General features: G+C 67.0%; 12 protein-coding genes. All 12 read right to left on the bottom strand.

From position 1 onward, the window contains the following. Positions 1 to 68 precede the first annotated feature (68 nt). The 12 genes from ACZ5Z0_RS15700 to ACZ5Z0_RS15645 all read right to left on the bottom strand — a co-directional run bounded on the left by ACZ5Z0_RS15700 (position 69) and on the right by ACZ5Z0_RS15645 (position 15,315). Positions 69 to 845 carry a fumarylacetoacetate hydrolase family protein gene (locus ACZ5Z0_RS15700; RefSeq protein ID WP_464109219.1) on the bottom strand — a complete coding sequence of 259 codons (777 nt, stop codon included), beginning with the start codon at positions 843 to 845 and terminating at the stop codon, positions 69 to 71. 71 nt (positions 846 to 916) lie between these two features. After that, complete coding sequence (locus ACZ5Z0_RS15695) at positions 917 to 1,708, bottom strand: MBL fold metallo-hydrolase (RefSeq protein WP_464109218.1); 792 nt, start codon at positions 1,706 to 1,708, stop codon at positions 917 to 919. Between the two features lie 26 nt (positions 1,709 to 1,734). After that, positions 1,735 to 2,109, bottom strand: a complete 375-nt coding sequence (locus tag ACZ5Z0_RS15690; protein WP_464109217.1) for a DUF1304 family protein — start codon at positions 2,107 to 2,109, stop codon at positions 1,735 to 1,737. Between the two features lie 131 nt (positions 2,110 to 2,240). Then, positions 2,241 to 3,353 carry a branched-chain amino acid aminotransferase gene (locus ACZ5Z0_RS15685; RefSeq protein ID WP_464109216.1) on the bottom strand — a complete coding sequence of 371 codons (1,113 nt, stop codon included), beginning with the start codon at positions 3,351 to 3,353 and terminating at the stop codon, positions 2,241 to 2,243. Positions 3,354 to 3,507: 154 nt separating this feature from the next. Further along, complete coding sequence (locus ACZ5Z0_RS15680) at positions 3,508 to 4,560, bottom strand: 3-isopropylmalate dehydrogenase (protein WP_138768982.1); 1,053 nt, start codon at positions 4,558 to 4,560, stop codon at positions 3,508 to 3,510. Positions 4,561 to 4,736: 176 nt separating this feature from the next. Then, entirely contained in the window at positions 4,737 to 6,296 is a 1,560-nt protein-coding gene (metG, locus tag ACZ5Z0_RS15675) for a methionine--tRNA ligase (protein ID WP_464109215.1), read from the bottom strand. A gap of 9 nt (positions 6,297 to 6,305) precedes the next feature. Beyond that, on the bottom strand, positions 6,306 to 7,073 hold the full coding sequence (locus ACZ5Z0_RS15670; RefSeq protein ID WP_464109214.1) for an ABC transporter ATP-binding protein: 768 nt from the start codon (positions 7,071 to 7,073) through the stop codon (positions 6,306 to 6,308). Continuing rightward, entirely contained in the window at positions 7,070 to 9,859 is a 2,790-nt protein-coding gene (locus ACZ5Z0_RS15665) for an ABC transporter permease (protein WP_464109213.1), read from the bottom strand. The genes ACZ5Z0_RS15670 and ACZ5Z0_RS15665 overlap by 4 nt, the downstream gene beginning before the upstream one ends. Positions 9,860 to 10,061: 202 nt before the next feature. Continuing rightward, positions 10,062 to 11,657 carry a phosphoglycerate dehydrogenase gene (serA, locus tag ACZ5Z0_RS15660; RefSeq protein ID WP_464109212.1) on the bottom strand — a complete coding sequence of 532 codons (1,596 nt, stop codon included), beginning with the start codon at positions 11,655 to 11,657 and terminating at the stop codon, positions 10,062 to 10,064. Positions 11,658 to 11,787: 130 nt separating this feature from the next. After that, on the bottom strand, positions 11,788 to 12,813 hold the full coding sequence (gene ilvC, locus ACZ5Z0_RS15655) for a ketol-acid reductoisomerase (protein ID WP_138768976.1): 1,026 nt from the start codon (positions 12,811 to 12,813) through the stop codon (positions 11,788 to 11,790). A gap of 88 nt (positions 12,814 to 12,901) precedes the next feature. Then, positions 12,902 to 13,414 (bottom strand): acetolactate synthase small subunit, encoded by a 513-nt coding sequence (gene ilvN / locus ACZ5Z0_RS15650; protein ID WP_138768975.1) that lies wholly within the window; start codon positions 13,412 to 13,414, stop codon positions 12,902 to 12,904. Positions 13,415 to 13,416: 2 nt separating this feature from the next. Beyond that, positions 13,417 to 15,315, bottom strand: a complete 1,899-nt coding sequence (locus tag ACZ5Z0_RS15645) for an acetolactate synthase large subunit (protein WP_464109211.1) — start codon at positions 15,313 to 15,315, stop codon at positions 13,417 to 13,419. Positions 15,316 to 15,398: the final 83 nt, after the last annotated feature.

Raw genomic sequence — 15,398 nt, 5'->3', positions numbered from 1 at the left:
GACAGCCGCACCGTGGATCCACGGGGCGGCTGTCCGAAATCGACGCGGTTTCTTCCGTCACGGTGTAGTTAGCGGCGGACCACCGGGTTGGAGAGGCGTCCGATGCCCTCGATCTCGACCTCGAAGCGGTCACCGGCCTGGACCAGGCCGACGCCGGCCGGGGTGCCGGTCATGATGACGTCGCCCGGCAGCAGGGTAAACGCGTGCGAGACGATGGAAACCAGCTCGCGCACGCCGCGGATCATCTGGCTCGTGCTGCCGTCCTGGCGGAGTTCGCCGTTGAGACGGCCCTGGATCTGCAGGTCCTCGGTGTCCAGCTCGGTCTCGATCCACGGGCCCAGCGGCGCCGAGGTGTCGAAGCCCTTGGCCCGCGCCCACTGCAGGTCCGTCTTCTGGACATCCCGGGCGGTGAGGTCGTTGCCGCAGGTGTAGCCGAAGACGACGTCGTCGACCCGGTCCTCCGGGACGTCCTTGCAGATCCGGCCGATTACGACGCACAACTCTGCCTCGAACGAGACCTCCTCGGAAAACTCCGGCAGGATGATGGGATCATTCGGCCCAATTACCGAGGTGTTGGGCTTGAGGAACAACAGCGGCTGCGCCGGCACCTCGTTGCCGAGCTCGTGGGCGTGCTCCACGAAGTTGCGGCCGACGCCGATGACCTTGCTGCGAGGGATGATCGGCGCAAGGAGGCGGACATCCTCCAGCTTGTGCTTGGCGGCTGTCCGTTCCACACCGTGGAAGAAAGGGTCGCCGTTGATGACAGTGATTTCCTCAGTGCCGGGCTGGCCCTCAACAATGCCGTACATGGGATCAGAATCGACTACAAACCGGGCGATACGCATGGTTCCAAGCCTACCGTCCCAACTGGCTCGCATTTTGTCGTTATGAGCGCGCAAACGACAGCAACTGCCAGCTAGTTGGGTGGGCGGCGCAGGTAGTCCAGCTGCGCGGCGACGGACAATTCCGCCGCCGGTCGAACCGCCGGGTCGACGGCGGCGTAAACGGCATTCGCCACGTCGTGAACACCGGCTTCCGCGCCGAGCTCGGCGAGGGCGGCGCGGATCTGGGCGAGGCGATCCTGCCGGTGGTCCCGGTAGGCTCGCACAATGCTGTCCAGGGCGGGCAACATGGGCCCGTGGGCGGGCAACACCGTGGCCGGGCCCAGGCTCTCCAGCCGGTCCAGCGAGTCGAGGTAATCCCCCAAAGTGCCGTCCGGGTAGTCCAGGACGGTGGTGCCTAGACCTAAGATCGTGTCGCCGGTGAGGACGGCCCCGTGGGCGCCGTCCGCCGGCAGGTGGAAGCAGACGGAGTCGGAGGTGTGGCCCGGCGTCGCGAGCACCCGGATTTCCACCCCGGCGGCGTGCAGAACCTCGCCCTCCCGGAGCGGCTCGGCCCCGTGGCAGTGCGCGGGGTCGGCAGCCCGGACCGGCGCACCCGTGAGTTCGGCAAACCGCGCGGCGGCCGCGGTGTGGTCGGCGTGGCGGTGCGTGATGAGGATCAGTTCGACGGGGCCGTACTGGGCCAGCTCACGAAGATGCTCCTCGTCGAGGGGCCCTGGATCAACGACGACGACCTTGGGCGAGCCGGGGGCGGCCACCACGAAGGAGTTGGTCCCGTGCAGGCTCATCGGGCCAGGGTTCGGCGCCAGGCGGAAACGCGTCAGCTCGGTGCTGCGGACCAGGGCGCGGTCATCGTCGGGAATCACTCTTCCATCTTCCCACCGCGCGGCGTTCAAAGGAGTAACAGGACAACAATCACTGCAGGCAGCAGTGCCTCGGCGATCGCGCTGGCCCAGAGCCGCCGCTCGGATAGGACCAGGATCACGCCGAGGATCACCTGGCCGGCAGCCGTGAACAGCAACAGCACACGGCCCGCATCCGAGTGCGAACCGGACAGCAGCAGCGCGCCGACGATCGCTCCAACGCCCCAGATCATGTTGTAGAAGCCGAGGTTGAAGGTCCACATCCGAACCGCCGCCACGTCCTCCGGCTTGATCAGAAAGAGGCGGTGGAAGCGTTGGTCGCGGAAGAAGAAGGACTCGAGTACCCCGACCGCAATCAGGACCACCCCGAAGACCACACCCAAGACCTGTATCAGCCCAGTCATGGGTCCAGTGTGGCCCCGGCGGTGCTGCCGGAACAGGGACTTCCGGACCATGACGCAGCCGGGCGACGACGGCGGCCCGCACCCTCGGGGTGCGGGCCGCCGTCGTCCTCAACGCAGCGGGTCGGCGCAGGCTAGGCCAGGCGGGTCAGCCAGCCGTGGGTGTCCTCGACGGTGCCGGTCTGGATGCCCAGCAGCTGTTCGCGGATGGCCATGGTGGTCTCCCCCGCAGTGGCGTCCTCGGAACCGATGAATTCGGTGTTGTCCTTCAGGACGCCGATCGGGGTGATCACAGCGGCGGTGCCGCAGGCGAAGACCTCGGCGATGTCGCCGGCGGCGACGCCGTCGCGCCACTCGTCGAGGGTGATCTTGCGCTCGGTCACTTCGCGGCCCATGTCGCGGGCCACCTGGATCACCGAGGAGCGGGTGACGCCCTCCAGGATGGTGCCGGACAGTGCCGGGGTGACCAGCGAGCCGTCCTTCATCACGAAGAAGACGTTCATGCCGCCGAGTTCCTCGACGGCATTGTCGTTGAACTGGTCCAGGAACAGGACCTGCTTGCAGCCGTGGGCCTCGGCTTCCTGCTGGGCGATCAGCGAGGCTGCATAGTTGCCGCCGCACTTGGCCGCGCCGGTGCCGCCGCGCCCCGCGCGGGCATATTCTCGGGAAATCCAGATCGACACCGGCTTCAGCTCGCCGCCGAAGTAGTTGCCGGCCGGGGAGGCGATAACGCGGAAGGAGACCTCGCGGGCTGCACGGACCCCCAGGAACGCCTCGGTGGCGATCATGAAGGGGCGCAGGTAGAGGGCTTCGCCGTCGCCGGAGGGGACCCAATCACGGTCCACGGAGACGAGTTCGCGGATGGCTGCCAGGAAGTATTCCTCCGGGAGCTCCGGGAGGGCCAGCCGGCGCGCGGACTTGTTCAGGCGCGCCGCGTTGGCCTCGGGCCGGAACGTCCAGATCGAGCCGTCGGCGTGGCGGTAGGCCTTGAGGCCTTCGAAGATTTCCTGGCCGTAGTGCAGGACTGCCGCAGACGGATCCAGCATGATGGGACCGTAGGGTTCGATCCGCGCGTCGTGCCAGCCGCCCTTGCCCTCGGCATCGACGCTGTAGTCGACAATGGCGGTGTGGTCGGTGAAATAGTCGCCGAATCCCGGGTTGGCCAGGATGGCTTCACGCTCTTGCGCGGACTTCGGGGTCGCCGAGAGCCGCTGGGTGAATTCGACGCCATGGGCAGTCTGGGTCATGGTTCCTCCACGGTCGGCTGCCTGGTGTGTGAACGTGGTTCATCCTCGGACCACGGCAGCATGTTGGTGATTCGAAAACAAGCTTACGCCCGTTGCCGCAGCCCCCCGGGGCGTTACCGCCGCCGTTCCAGGCGGACGGTCCCGGTCATGCTTCCTAGAGTGCGGCTGCGATGGCGTCGCCGATCGCGGCGGTGCTGCGGAAACTGCCGTCCCTGCCCTCGACGTCGGCCGCGACAGCTGCCTCGATCTTGCGGGCGGCCGCTGCGTAGCCCAGGTGGTCCAGCAGCAGCGCCGCTGACAGGATTGCTGCGCTCGGGTCGGCCTTCTGCTGGCCGGCAATGTCCGGTGCGGAGCCGTGGACCGGCTCGAACATCGACGGCGCGGTGCGGTCCATGTTGATGTTGCCCGAGGCGGCTAGGCCGATGCCGCCGGTGATGGCTGCGGCGAGGTCGGTGAGGATGTCGCCGAAAAGGTTGTCGGTGACGATGACGTCGAAGCGCGCCGGATCGGTCACCATGAAGATCGTGGCCGCATCGACGTGCAGGTAGTCGTGGCTGACCTCGGGAAACTCCTGTGCCACGGCTTCCACGGTGCGCTTCCAGAGGTGCCCGGCGAAGACCAGGACGTTGTGCTTGTGCACCAGGGTCAGTTTCTTGCGCGGGCGCTCGTTGGCGCGGCGGAATGCATCCCGGACCACGCGCTCCACGCCGTGCGCGGTGTTCAGCGAAACCTCGGTGGCCACCTCGTGCGGCGTTCCCGCGCGCAGCGTCCCGCCGTTGCCTACGTAGGGTCCTTCGGTGCCCTCGCGGACCACGATGAAGTCAACCTCGCCGGGGTTCGCCAGCGGGCTGCCGACGCCGGCGTACAGCTTGGAGGGGCGCAGGTTGACGTAGTGGTCAAGGCTGAAGCGCAGCTTGAGCAGCAATTCGCGTTCGATGATGCCGGAGGGAATGCGGGTGTCATCGGGGGCGGCGCCCACCGCGCCGAACAGGATGGCGTCGCGGGTGCGGAGGTCGGCCAGGGTGTGCTCGGGCAGGGTCTCCCCCGTGGCCAGCCAGTGCGCTGCGCCGAGCTCGTAGTGCGTCTGCTGCAGCACGATACCCTCGGCGGCGGCGGCCTTCTCGAGGACCTTCAGGGCTTCGGCGGTGACCTCAGGGCCGATGCCGTCGCCGGGAATGACTGCCAGATCAATCGTGGATGCGCTCATGATTTCAGCGTAGCCAAGCCATCCGCATGCTGGTCAATTTGTCTCATTATTCGAACACCTTGCCACGGATGCTCCCGCACCTCACGCGGGAAAACACGGACGCTCCCGCACCTTCACTTCGGAAGTCCGGGAGCGTCAGCAAAATCCGCGCAAGATCTGGGGAAACGTCGGCACAGTCAGGCTTCCGCGGGTTCCTCGTACTTGGGGAACACCGGCGAAGGTGCTGGCAGTGCGGTACCGGCCCCAATCGGGGTCTCCAGGGCGGCGAACTCGCGGGACGCCCCCTCGGCCTGGCCCAGGCTGTCGAGGATGGCTCCGGCAGCCGCCGGCATCACCGGCTGCGCCAGGATCGCGACGGTCCGGAGCACCTCGAGGGTCACGTACAGGACCGTGTTCATGCGTTCGACGTCGGTCTTGCGCAGCACCCACGGCGCCTGCTCCGCGAAGTAGGCGTTGGTATCGCCGAGGACGTTCCAGATCGCCTCGAGCGCGCGGCTGAACTCCTGCTTTTCGAATGCTGCGCGGGCGATGCCCAGCAGGCCCTTGGCCTGGCCGAGCAGCGCGGCGTCCTCGGCGGAGAATCCACCGGGAACGGGGACGGCGCCTTCGCAGTTCTTCGCCACCATGGACAAGGAGCGCTGGGCAAGGTTGCCGAAGTTGTTCGCCAGGTCGGAGTTCATCCGGCCAACAATTGCGTCGTGGCTGTAGTTGCCGTCGGCGCCGAAAGGCACTTCACGGAGCAGGAAGAAGCGGACCTGGTCCAGCCCGTACTGCGCCACCCAGTCGGCCGGCGCCACCACGTTGCCCAGCGATTTGGACATCTTGACGCCCTGGTTGTGCAAGTGGCCGTGGATCATCACCCGTTTGGGCAGCTCCAAGCCGGCCGACATGAGGAACGCGGGCCAGTACACCGCGTGGAACCGCGAGATGTCCTTGCCGATCACGTGCACGTCGGCGGGCCAGTACTTCCGGAAGCTCTCCGACTCCGTGTCCGGGAAGCCGACGCCGGTCAGGTAGTTGGTCAGCGCGTCCACCCAGACGTACATCACGTGGTCCGGGTTGCCCGGCACCGGGACGCCCCAGTTGAAGGAGGTGCGGCTGATCGAAAGGTCCTCGAGGCCGCCCTTGACGAAGCTGATGACCTCGTTGAACCGGCTGTGCGGCGCGCCGAAGTCCGGCTGGTCCGCGTAGAGAGCCAGCAGCCGGTCCTGGTACGCGGAGAGCTTGAAGAAGTAGCTCTCCTCCTCGGTCCAGGTCACCTCGGTGCCGGTCTCGGAGGCGTAGCGGAGTCCGTCGTCGCGGACCTCGGTCTCGTCCTCGACAAAGTAGCGTTCGTCGCGGACCGAGTACCAGCCGGCGTACTTGGAGAGGTAGATGTCGCCGTTGGCCTCCATCCGCTGCCACAGCGCCTTGGCGGCCTCGTAGTGGTCCGGGTCCGTGGTGCGGATGAACCGGCTCAGCGAGATGCCCAGGTCGTCGCTCATCCGGCGGAAGGCCGTCGAGTTGCGGTCGGCAAGTTCCTTGACCGGAATGCCTTCCTTTTCCGCCGTTTGCTGCATCTTCAGGCCGTGCTCGTCCGTGCCGGTCATAAAGAAGACGTCGTAGCCGTCCAGCCGCTTGAACCGCGCCATCGCGTCGGTGGCGATGACCTCGTAGGCGTGGCCAATGTGCGGCACGCCGTTGGGGTAGCTGATGGCTGTCGTGATGTAGAACGGGGTTTTTTCGGAAGGGGTCACGGTATAAACCTAGATCAGTTCGGTCAGGGTATCGCTCTGGCGGACGAGTTCGTGGTCATGTGAAGCCACCAGGACGGCGATGCCGTCCGACGTCGTGTCCTTGAGGATGCTGATGATGCGGTTGGCCGAGGTGCGGTCCAGGCTCGCGGTCGGCTCGTCCACCACCAGCACCCGGGTGCCGAGGATGAGGGCGCGGGCGATCGCAACGCGCTGGCGTTCGCCGCCGGAGAGCTGTGCGGGCCGGTGGCGCATGCGGCGGCCCAGGCCGACGAGGTCCAGCAAGTCCTTGGCCATGTCTCGGCGCTGTTCGACCTCGCCGTCGGGCACGGCCGGGAGCAGCACGTTCTCGAGTGCGCTCATGCCGTCGATCAGGGCGCCGCCCTGGTCGACGTAGCCGATCAGTGCGCGGCGGCGGTCGGCGATTTCGTCGTCGCCCATGGTCTCGAGCGAGTCGCCTTCCCAGAACACCCGGCCCGAGGTCGGCAAGGTCAGCCCCGCGCCGACGGTGAGGATGCTGGTTTTGCCCGAGCCGGAGCGGCCGGCGATGCAGTGCATTTCGCCGGCATGCAGCGTCATGTTGAAGTCGTCGACGACGTTGACCGGCTCGGCGCCGCCCTTGCCTCCGCCGTAGTGGATCGTGATGTTGCTCAGTTCCAGCGGCGTGGCGTGGTCCGCGGCCTTCACGATCGTGTTGGCTCGGGTCTGGTGGCCGCCGTTCCCGGTGCTCTCCGGCATCCGGTTTCGGGCCGCCCTGGTCAGGTTCAGCTCGTTAGTCATTGGACCACTTTCGTTGCAATCGGAATCCAGCAAAGTACCGCTACGAGTCCGGCGATTCCGGCCCAGAGGGCGGCGTAGGGGGCGAGGAGCAGGCTGATGCCCAGGGCGCCCAGGACACCCAGCGGCAGTGCGATGGTCCCCACCATGGCATTTTCGAAGAAGCGGACCTGGCCCAGCATGTCCGGGTTCCAGCCCATGGCCTGCAGGGTGCCCAGGTACTGGCGTTTGGCGCCCAGCTCGAAGCGGCCGGTGACCATGGTCAGCAGCAGCCCCACGGCAACCCCGGACACGCCCAGCACGATGCTCGGCAGCGCGATGCTGGCCGCGGCCAGGCCGCTCAGGGCACTGGCGCCGGCGGCCCGCGGGATGTCGATCAGAAGCGCTGCGAGCCCGCCCACGGCGGCACCGAAGACGCCGACGGCGACGGCCAGCGAGCCGGTGTTGAACTTGTTCGTGCTCAGCTGCCGGCTGGCGAAGGTCAGCGGCGAGTCGACGGGGATGAGGCGCTCATCGTGCTGCGGTTCCTGGTCGATGACCTCGCGGTGGCGCAGCTGCTGCGCGGCGAAGTAGGCGGCCCCGCAGTACAGGACCAGGACCGAGGCGGAGACGATCGCGGTGGCCGGGTTCCAGCTGATCAGGCTCAGCGCGATCCCGGCGACGGCCAGCAGGGCAGCGCCCACACCGAATTCTGCCAGTACCCAGGACCGGATCTTGCGCTGCGTCCAGCCCATGGCCCGCAGGGTCCCGGCCTCGCGGCGGCGTTTGCGGACGTAGCTGACCGTCGAGGCGCCGGTGAGCAGCGCGGAACCGCACAGGGTCAGGAAGAGGAGCGTGAGGTTGGTGCCGGTCAGCGAGCCTGAGACGGCGTCGGCGGCGTCCTGGCGGACCCAGGACTGCTGCACGGTGCCCAGCGGCGATTCCTTGCCGGCGTCGTCCTTGGAGTAGCCGGGCACGAAGATGTTGGCATCTTCGCGGGCGGAGCCGGCGACGACGGTGGCCTGCAGTCCCATGTCGCGGATCTGGTTGGCGAGCTTTTCAACCTCTGGCTGCGCCTGCTTCCAGGTGCCGTCCACCTTGGCGCGGACACGCACGGCGTCGATAACGGAGGCGTTCTTCTCGTAGCCGCGGGCGGCGGCCAGGCCGTAGTAGTCGGTAATGGCGCCGGCCGACTGGCTGACCAGTCCGGTCCCGCTGAGCGAGGGCTTGAGCGCGGTCTGCCCGGCGTCGTTGCCGGCGGCGTCCTTGCTCAGGGTCATCGGCGTCGGGTCGTAGCCGCCGAGCGGCAGGCGGTTGACGTCACCGGCGGCCGCCTGGACCTTGGCCGGGTCGAAGGTGCCGTAGACCATGGCGAGCGGCGTGGCCGGCTTCTTGCCGGTCGCGAGGTTTTCGCGGTAGGCGCGCTCGTCGACGGGCGTGCGCTGCGTCTGGTCGACGGGGGCGCCGTTGGCGCCCTTCTCGGGCAGCCGGTTGACGGTGACCCAGTCGCCCGGGACCGCGGACTTATCCACGGCGCCGTTGCCGGCGGTCTCGCCGTCCTTGTACTTGGGGGCGGCGGCGAAGTCGGTGCTCCAGGTCGCGGGGTTGTAGAGGCCCTGGCCGAAGCTGCCGGTGTCGCCCATCAGCTGGGAGAAGTCCTTGGAGCCGGGCCAGGCGAGGGCGAACGGCGACTTGGAAACGAACGGCAGGTAGTCCTTGTCCAGCGACCGGGTCGCGGTGCCGACGTCCTTCGTCACGTTCCCGGCGGCGTCGATTTCCTGGATCTTGACCGAGTACTTCAGGTCAAGGGAGGTGCCCGAGCGGACGATCAGCGGAATCGCCTGCGAGTCGGCGGTCAGCTGCCCGGCCCGCTTGGCCTGCTGGTACTGGGACATCAGGGGCGCCCAGTACTTGAGCTTGACGCCGAGGAAGTCGGGGCCTTCCTTGAGCTGGTCCATGCTGATGCCGTTGGTGAACAGGCTCTCGAAGTGGCGGCCGATCGCGCCGGCGTTGCGGGCATCGGCAGGGGGTGCCTTCTCCAGCGGCGCGAGGAAGTCCCCGGCGCCGCCCAGGAGCGCGCGCTCCGAAACCGGGTCGACGGCGACGACGGATTCGGTCACCTGCGGCGCCATGGGCAGGGAGACAGAGAGATTGAAAAGGTTGTGCTCTGAGCCGCCGGCGGGGGCCGGGAACTTGATTCCGGTCTCTCCGGCCGGGCCGGCGATCCGCACGTTCTTGCCGCCGGCCACCTGCTCTTCGACCAGCTTGGCCTTGCCGAGGGTTCCTTCGGCGGTGGTTTTGAACAGGGTCTGCTCGGACTTACCGTCAGAGCTCACTGCGCTGGCGGTGAGGCGGTACTTCTTGGCGGTGTCGCTGAGCACGGACTCGGCGGCGGGCCACTTGGACGGATCGGTGGCGCTGGGATCGCCGGCGGTGCCGGCAAGGCCGGCGCTGTAGCCGAGGTAGTCGGTGGCGTCGAGGCGCGGGGCCTCGAGGTTCTGCGAGACGCGGGATACCAGGCTGATCGGAGCCGCGACGGAGGTGCCGGCAAGCTTGCGGATGGCGTCCAGCTGCTCGAAGCTGACCCCGCCCTGGCCGGTGGCGATCTCGGGCTGCATCAGGCCGCCGTTGTCGTCGGCCTTGGCCTGGACGAGGACGTCATAGAGACCGCGGGAGTTCTGGTCGACGGTGCGGTTAAGGGCGGCCTGCGACTGGCCCTGCACCAGGACGGACAGGCACATGGCCACGATCAAAATGGACGCGGTCAGCAAAAGCACTCTGCTTCTGATGAACCTCTGGACGGCGTTCATTGGGCTCCTGAAAGCTGGATTGCGTGCGCACACCACTGTTCATTCCGCGCGGAAATAACGGCGTCCCCGGCCGGGTGTGCAAAAGTAAGGGCCGGTCTGCCGGCCAAATCCGAAATTCGGACCTAGCCATTGTACGCAGACCGGCCGCTTCTTCGTGGCCGCCTGCGGCGGTGTTGCCGCCGCAGGCGTCCGACGTGGGGCTTTAGTCCTCGAGGTCGACTTCGCGGACCATTTCGGCGCCGATTCCGGCCTTGATCGCGTCCAGCACCTGCTGCGGCACGGAACTGTCGATGGTCAGGAGCGCGAGCACCTGGCCGCCTTCCGCCTGCCGGGCCACCTGCATGCCGGCGATGTTGATGTTGTTCATGCCGAGGATGTGGCCGATCGTGCCGATCACACCCGGGCGGTCCGAGTAGGCCACCACCACGAGGTGTTCGCTGATCGGGATTTCGACCTCGAAGCCGTTGATTCCGACGAGCTTCTGGATCTGCTTGGGTCCGGTCAGGGTGCCGGCGACGGAGATCTGGCTGCCGTCGCTCAAGGCCCCGCGCAGGGTCAGGACGTTGCGGTAGGACTCCGTGTCCGGCGTCGTGATGAGCCGGACGTTGATGCCGCGCTGCTCGGCGATCACGGGCGCGTTCACATAGGAGACCTGCTCGGTCACGACGTCGGCGAAGATGCCCTTGAGGGCAGCCAGTTCGAGGACCTTCACGTCCAGCGAGGAGATCTCGCCGGCCACCTCGACGTCGAACTGGGTGAGCGAGGCGTGGGTCATGGCGGTGAAGATCCGGCCCAGCTTCTCGATCAGCGGGATGCCGGGGCGCACGTCCGGGGCGATCACGCCGCCGGCGACGTTCACGGCGTCGGGGACCAGCTCCCCGGCGAGGGCCTGGCGGACGGACCGGGCGACCGAGACGCCGGCCTTTTCCTGGGCTTCGTCGGTGGAGGCGCCCAGGTGCGGGGTGACCACGACGTTGTCGAGCTTGAAGAACGGCAGGTCGGTGCTGGGCTCCTTGACGAAGACGTCGACGCCGGCGCCGGCGATCTCGCCGGACTCCAGCGCGGCGTAGAGGGCTTCCTCGTCCACCAGGCCGCCGCGGGCGACGTTGACGACGTAGGCGGTGCTCTTCATCTTCTTGAACGCCTCAGCGCCGAGCATGCCGACGGTCTCGGGCGTCTTCGGCATGTGGATCGTGATGAAGTCCGACTGGGCCAGGAGCTCGTCCAGGGTCACCAGCTGGACGCCGAGCTGGGCGGCGCGGGCCGAGGTGATGTACGGGTCGTACGCGAGGATCTTGGTGTCGAACCCCTTCAGCCGGGCCGCGACGAGGGCGCCGATCCGGCCGAGGCCGATGATGCCGATCTTCTTTTCGAACAGCTCGGTCCCGGTGTACTTGGAGCGCTTCCACTCGCCGTCCTTGAGCGCGGCGGAGGCCTGCGGGATGTGCCGGGCCAGGCTGAGGATGTGGCCGACGGTGAGTTCGGCGGCGGAAACGATGTTCGATGTCGGGGCGTTGACCACCATCACACCCGCCTGGGTGGCGGCCTTGATGTCCACGTTGTCCAGGCCTACGCCGGCGCGGGCAATCACCTTGAGGTTCTTCGCGGCGGCGATCGCCTCGGCATCCACCTGCGTGGCGGAGCGGATCAGGATAGCGTCGACGTCGGCGATCGCGGAGAGCAGCTGGGAACGGTCGGCGCCGTCGGTCTGGCGGATTTCAAAGTCCGGGCCGAGGGCCTCGACTGTGGCGGGCGAAAGTTCCTCAGCGAGGAGTACGACAGGTTTGGTGCTTGTCACCGGTGACCTCTTTAGCTCTCTTGTAATTCAGGTGGGGATTTTGGTGAAACGTGGGTGATGCTCGGTAATGCTCAACGCAGGGAAGCCGGACCCCAGTAATGGTGTCCGGCTCCCCTGCCGGCCAGTTGCCTTAGCGGGCTACTGATCCTTCGGTGTAGTCGTCTTCGTTCTTGATCCAGGAGAAGAGCTTGCGCAGTTCGCGGCCGGTGGCCTCGATCGGGTGGTCTTCGCCCTTCTTGCGGAGGGCCTTGAACTCGGGGGCTCCGGCGTCCTGGTCGTCGATGAAGCGCTTGGCGAAGGTGCCGTCCTGGATGTCCTTCAGGACGGCCTTCATGTTTTCCTTCACCTCGGGGGTGATGACACGGGGGCCGGAGACGTAGTCGCCGTATTCCGCGGTGTCCGAGACGCTCCAGCGCTGCTTGGCGATGCCGCCCTCGACCATCAGGTCAACGATCAGCTTGAGCTCGTGCAGCACCTCGAAGTAGGCCACCTCGGGCTTGTAGCCGGCCTCGGTGAGGGTCTCGAAGCCGTACATGATCAGCTGGGAGGCGCCGCCGCACAGGACGGCCTGCTCGCCGAAGAGGTCCGTTTCGGTCTCTTCGGTGAAGGTGGTCTCGATGACACCGGCGCGGGTGCCGCCGATCGCCTTGGCGTAGGACAGGGCCAGTTCCTTGGCCTTGCCGGACGGGTTCTGCTCGACGGCGATCAGGTCCGGCACGCCGCGGCCGGCTTCGAATTCGCGGCGCACGATGTGGCCCGGTCCCTTGGGGGCAACCAGGGCAACGTCGACGTCGGCCGGCGGCTTGATGTAGCCGTAGCGGATGTTGAAGCCGTGTCCGAAGAACAGGGCGTCGCCGGACTGCAGGTTCGGGGCGATGTCCTCGGCGTAGACGTGGCGCTGGACCTGGTCCGGGGTGAGGACCATGATCAGGTCGGCTTCGGCGACGGCGTCGGCGACGTTGAGCACGCGCAGGCCCTCGGCCTCGGCCTTGGCGCGGGACTTGGAGCCTTCCTTCAGGCCGACGCGGACGTCAACACCGGAATCGCGCAGGCTGAGGGCGTGGGCGTGGCCCTGGGAGCCGTAACCGATGACGGCGACGGTGCGGCCCTGGATGATCGACAGGTCGGCGTCGTCGTCGTAAAACATTTCAGTCACTGGGGTGTCTCCTTTGAATGGATTCTTTAGGTGTTGGCTGGGGAAATTTGGCTGGTGCTTGCTGTGTTGCTGCGGGCCGGTCCGCCGCTTAGGCGGAGCGCAGGGCCCGGTCGCTCATGGAGCGGGACCCGCGGCCGACGGCCAGGGTGCCGGACTGCACGATTTCACGGACGCCGAAGGGTTCCAGCACCGAAAGCAGTGCCGTGAGTTTGTCCGGGTGGCCCGTGGCCTCGATGACCACCGACTCTGTGGAGACGTCGACCACGGAAGCGCGGAACAGGTCGGCCGCCTGGGTGACCTGCAGCCGGGTTGCGGCATCCGCACGTACCTTGACCAGGATGTGGTCTCGCTGTACGGAGGATTCGGGGGTGAGCTCGACGATCTTGATCACGTTGATCAGCTTGTTCAGCTGCTTGGTGACCTGTTCGATCAGCTCGCCGTCGGCGTCGACGACGACCGTCATCCGGGAGATGCCCGGAACCTCGGTCGGGCCGACGGCCAGGGAGTTGATGTTGAAGGCGCGGCGGGCGAAGAGGCTGGCGACGCGGGTCAGCACACCGGGCTTGTCTTCGACCAGAACGGAAAGTGTATGGCGGGTCATCTTCAGTCCTCTTCTTCCCAGTCCGGGGTCATGTTGCGGGCAACCTGGATCTGGTCGTTGCTGACTCCGGCGGGGACCATCGGCCACACCATGGAGTTGGGGCTTACGACGAAATCGATGACCACCGGGCGGTCGTTGATCGCCAGGGCCTGCTGGATGGTGGCGTCGATGTCCTCGTCGCGTTCGCAGCGGAAGGCGGCGCAGCCGTAGGCGTCCGCGAGCTTGACGAAGTCCGGGATCCGTACGGTGTCGTGCCCGGTGTTGAGGTCGGTGTTGGAGTAGCGGCCCTCGTAGAACAGGGTCTGCCACTGGCGCACCATGCCCAGCGAGGAGTTGTTGATCACGGCGACCTTGATCGGGATCTTGTTGATCGCACAGGTTGCCAGTTCCTGGTTGGTCATCTGGAAGCAGCCGTCTCCGTCGATCGCCCAGACCACCCGGTCAGGCTCCCCCACCTTGGCGCCCATGGCGGCCGGAACGGCGTAGCCCATGGTGCCGGCGCCGCCGGAGTTCAGCCAGGCGTGCGGGCGTTCGTACTTGATGAACTGCGAGGCCCACATCTGGTGCTGTCCGACGCCCGCGACGTAGACGCCCTCCGGCCCGGTGAGGGCACCAATCCGTTCGATCACGCGCTGCGGGGCGCTGAGGCCGTCCTCGGGTTCGGTCCAGCCCAGCGGGTAGGTCTCCTTGAGGTTGTTCAGGAAGGCCCACCAGTTGGTCAGGTCCGGGGTTCCGGCGGTTTCGAATTGCAGGCGCAGGGCCTCGCTGAGCTCCGGGATGATCTCCTTGACCGAACCCACGATCGGCACGTCGGCGGTGCGGTTCTTGGAGATCTCCGCCGGGTCGATGTCAGCGTGGATGACCTTGGCATTCGGGGCGAAGGACTTCAGGATGCCGGTGACCCGGTCATCGAAGCGCGCGCCCAGGGTGATCAGCAGATCCGACTGCTGCAGCGCGGTCACGGCGGACACGGCGCCGTGCATGCCCGGCATGCCCACGTGCTGCGGGTGGGAATCCGGGAAGACGCCCCGGGCCATCAGCGTGGTGACCACCGGGGCACCGGAGAGCTCGGCCAGTTCACGCAGCTCGGCAGACGCGTGGGCCTTGACCACGCCGCCGCCGACGTAGAGCACCGGCTTGCTGGCGGCCGCGATCAGCCGGGCCGCCTCACGGACCTGCTTGCTGTGGCCACGGAGCACCGGGCGGTAACCGGGGAGGTCGATCTTGGGCGGCCAGGAGAAGGTCATGTGGCCCTGCTGGGCATCCTTGGCCACGTCGACGAGGACGGGGCCCGGGCGGCCGGTGGAGGCCAGGTGGAACGCCTCGGCCATGACGTGCGGGATGTCGTTCGGGTCGGTCACCAGGAAGGAGTGCTTGGTGATCGGCATGGTGATGCCGACGATGTCCGCTTCCTGGAACGCGTCGGTGCCAATGACTCCGCTGGAGACCTGGCCGGTGATGGCCACCATCGGCACGGAGTCCATGTGGGCGTCCATGATGGCGGTAACGAGGTTGGTGGCACCGGGGCCCGAGGTGGCGATGCAGACGCCGACCCGTCCGGTGACCATGGCATAGCCTTGCGCGGCGTGGCCGGCTCCCTGTTCGTGACGGACCAGAATGTGGTTCATTTTGGAGGCCATCAAGGGGTCATAGGTGGGCAGGATCGCGCCACCGGGCAAACCGAAAATGTCCTCGACGCCGAGTTCTTCGAGCGCGCGGACGATTGCTTGCGAGCCGGTCATCACCGTCGGGGGTACGACGTTGTTCGGCCCAAGGACGGGAGAGGCAGCAGCATGCTCGACGCCGGCGTCGGCCGGTCGTTCGATGCGTTCCGGAGCCTTGTGGGCTCCAGCGGACTTTGTGGCCATCAGCGAGGGGCTGATCGGCGATCCTTTGCTCATCGGACTCTTCCTTTGGTGGATCTTCTGTGATCGTGGAACTGCGGGTAATAAAAAAACCCCTCAGCCTTGGCGGCTCTTCGAGG

This window comes from Arthrobacter sp. T2-23 (assembly GCF_055398325.1).
This window is presented reverse-complemented; position numbering and strand designations above follow the sequence as displayed.

Excerpts from the sequence above, each read along its gene's own strand:
- ACZ5Z0_RS15700 (WP_464109219.1), bottom strand. The coding sequence starts at position 845 with ATGCGTATCGCCCGGTTTGTAGTCGATTCTGATCCCATGTACGGCATT.
- ACZ5Z0_RS15690 (WP_464109217.1), bottom strand. The coding sequence starts at position 2,109 with ATGACTGGGCTGATACAGGTCTTGGGTGTGGTCTTCGGGGTGGTCCTG.
- ACZ5Z0_RS15685 (WP_464109216.1), bottom strand. The coding sequence starts at position 3,353 with ATGACCCAGACTGCCCATGGCGTCGAATTCACCCAGCGGCTCTCGGCG.
- ACZ5Z0_RS15680 (WP_138768982.1), bottom strand. The coding sequence starts at position 4,560 with ATGAGCGCATCCACGATTGATCTGGCAGTCATTCCCGGCGACGGCATC.
- ACZ5Z0_RS15670 (WP_464109214.1), bottom strand. The coding sequence starts at position 7,073 with ATGACTAACGAGCTGAACCTGACCAGGGCGGCCCGAAACCGGATGCCG.
- ACZ5Z0_RS15665 (WP_464109213.1), bottom strand. The coding sequence starts at position 9,859 with ATGAACGCCGTCCAGAGGTTCATCAGAAGCAGAGTGCTTTTGCTGACC.
- ilvN (WP_138768975.1), bottom strand. The coding sequence starts at position 13,414 with ATGACCCGCCATACACTTTCCGTTCTGGTCGAAGACAAGCCCGGTGTG.
- ACZ5Z0_RS15645 (WP_464109211.1), bottom strand. The coding sequence starts at position 15,315 with ATGAGCAAAGGATCGCCGATCAGCCCCTCGCTGATGGCCACAAAGTCC.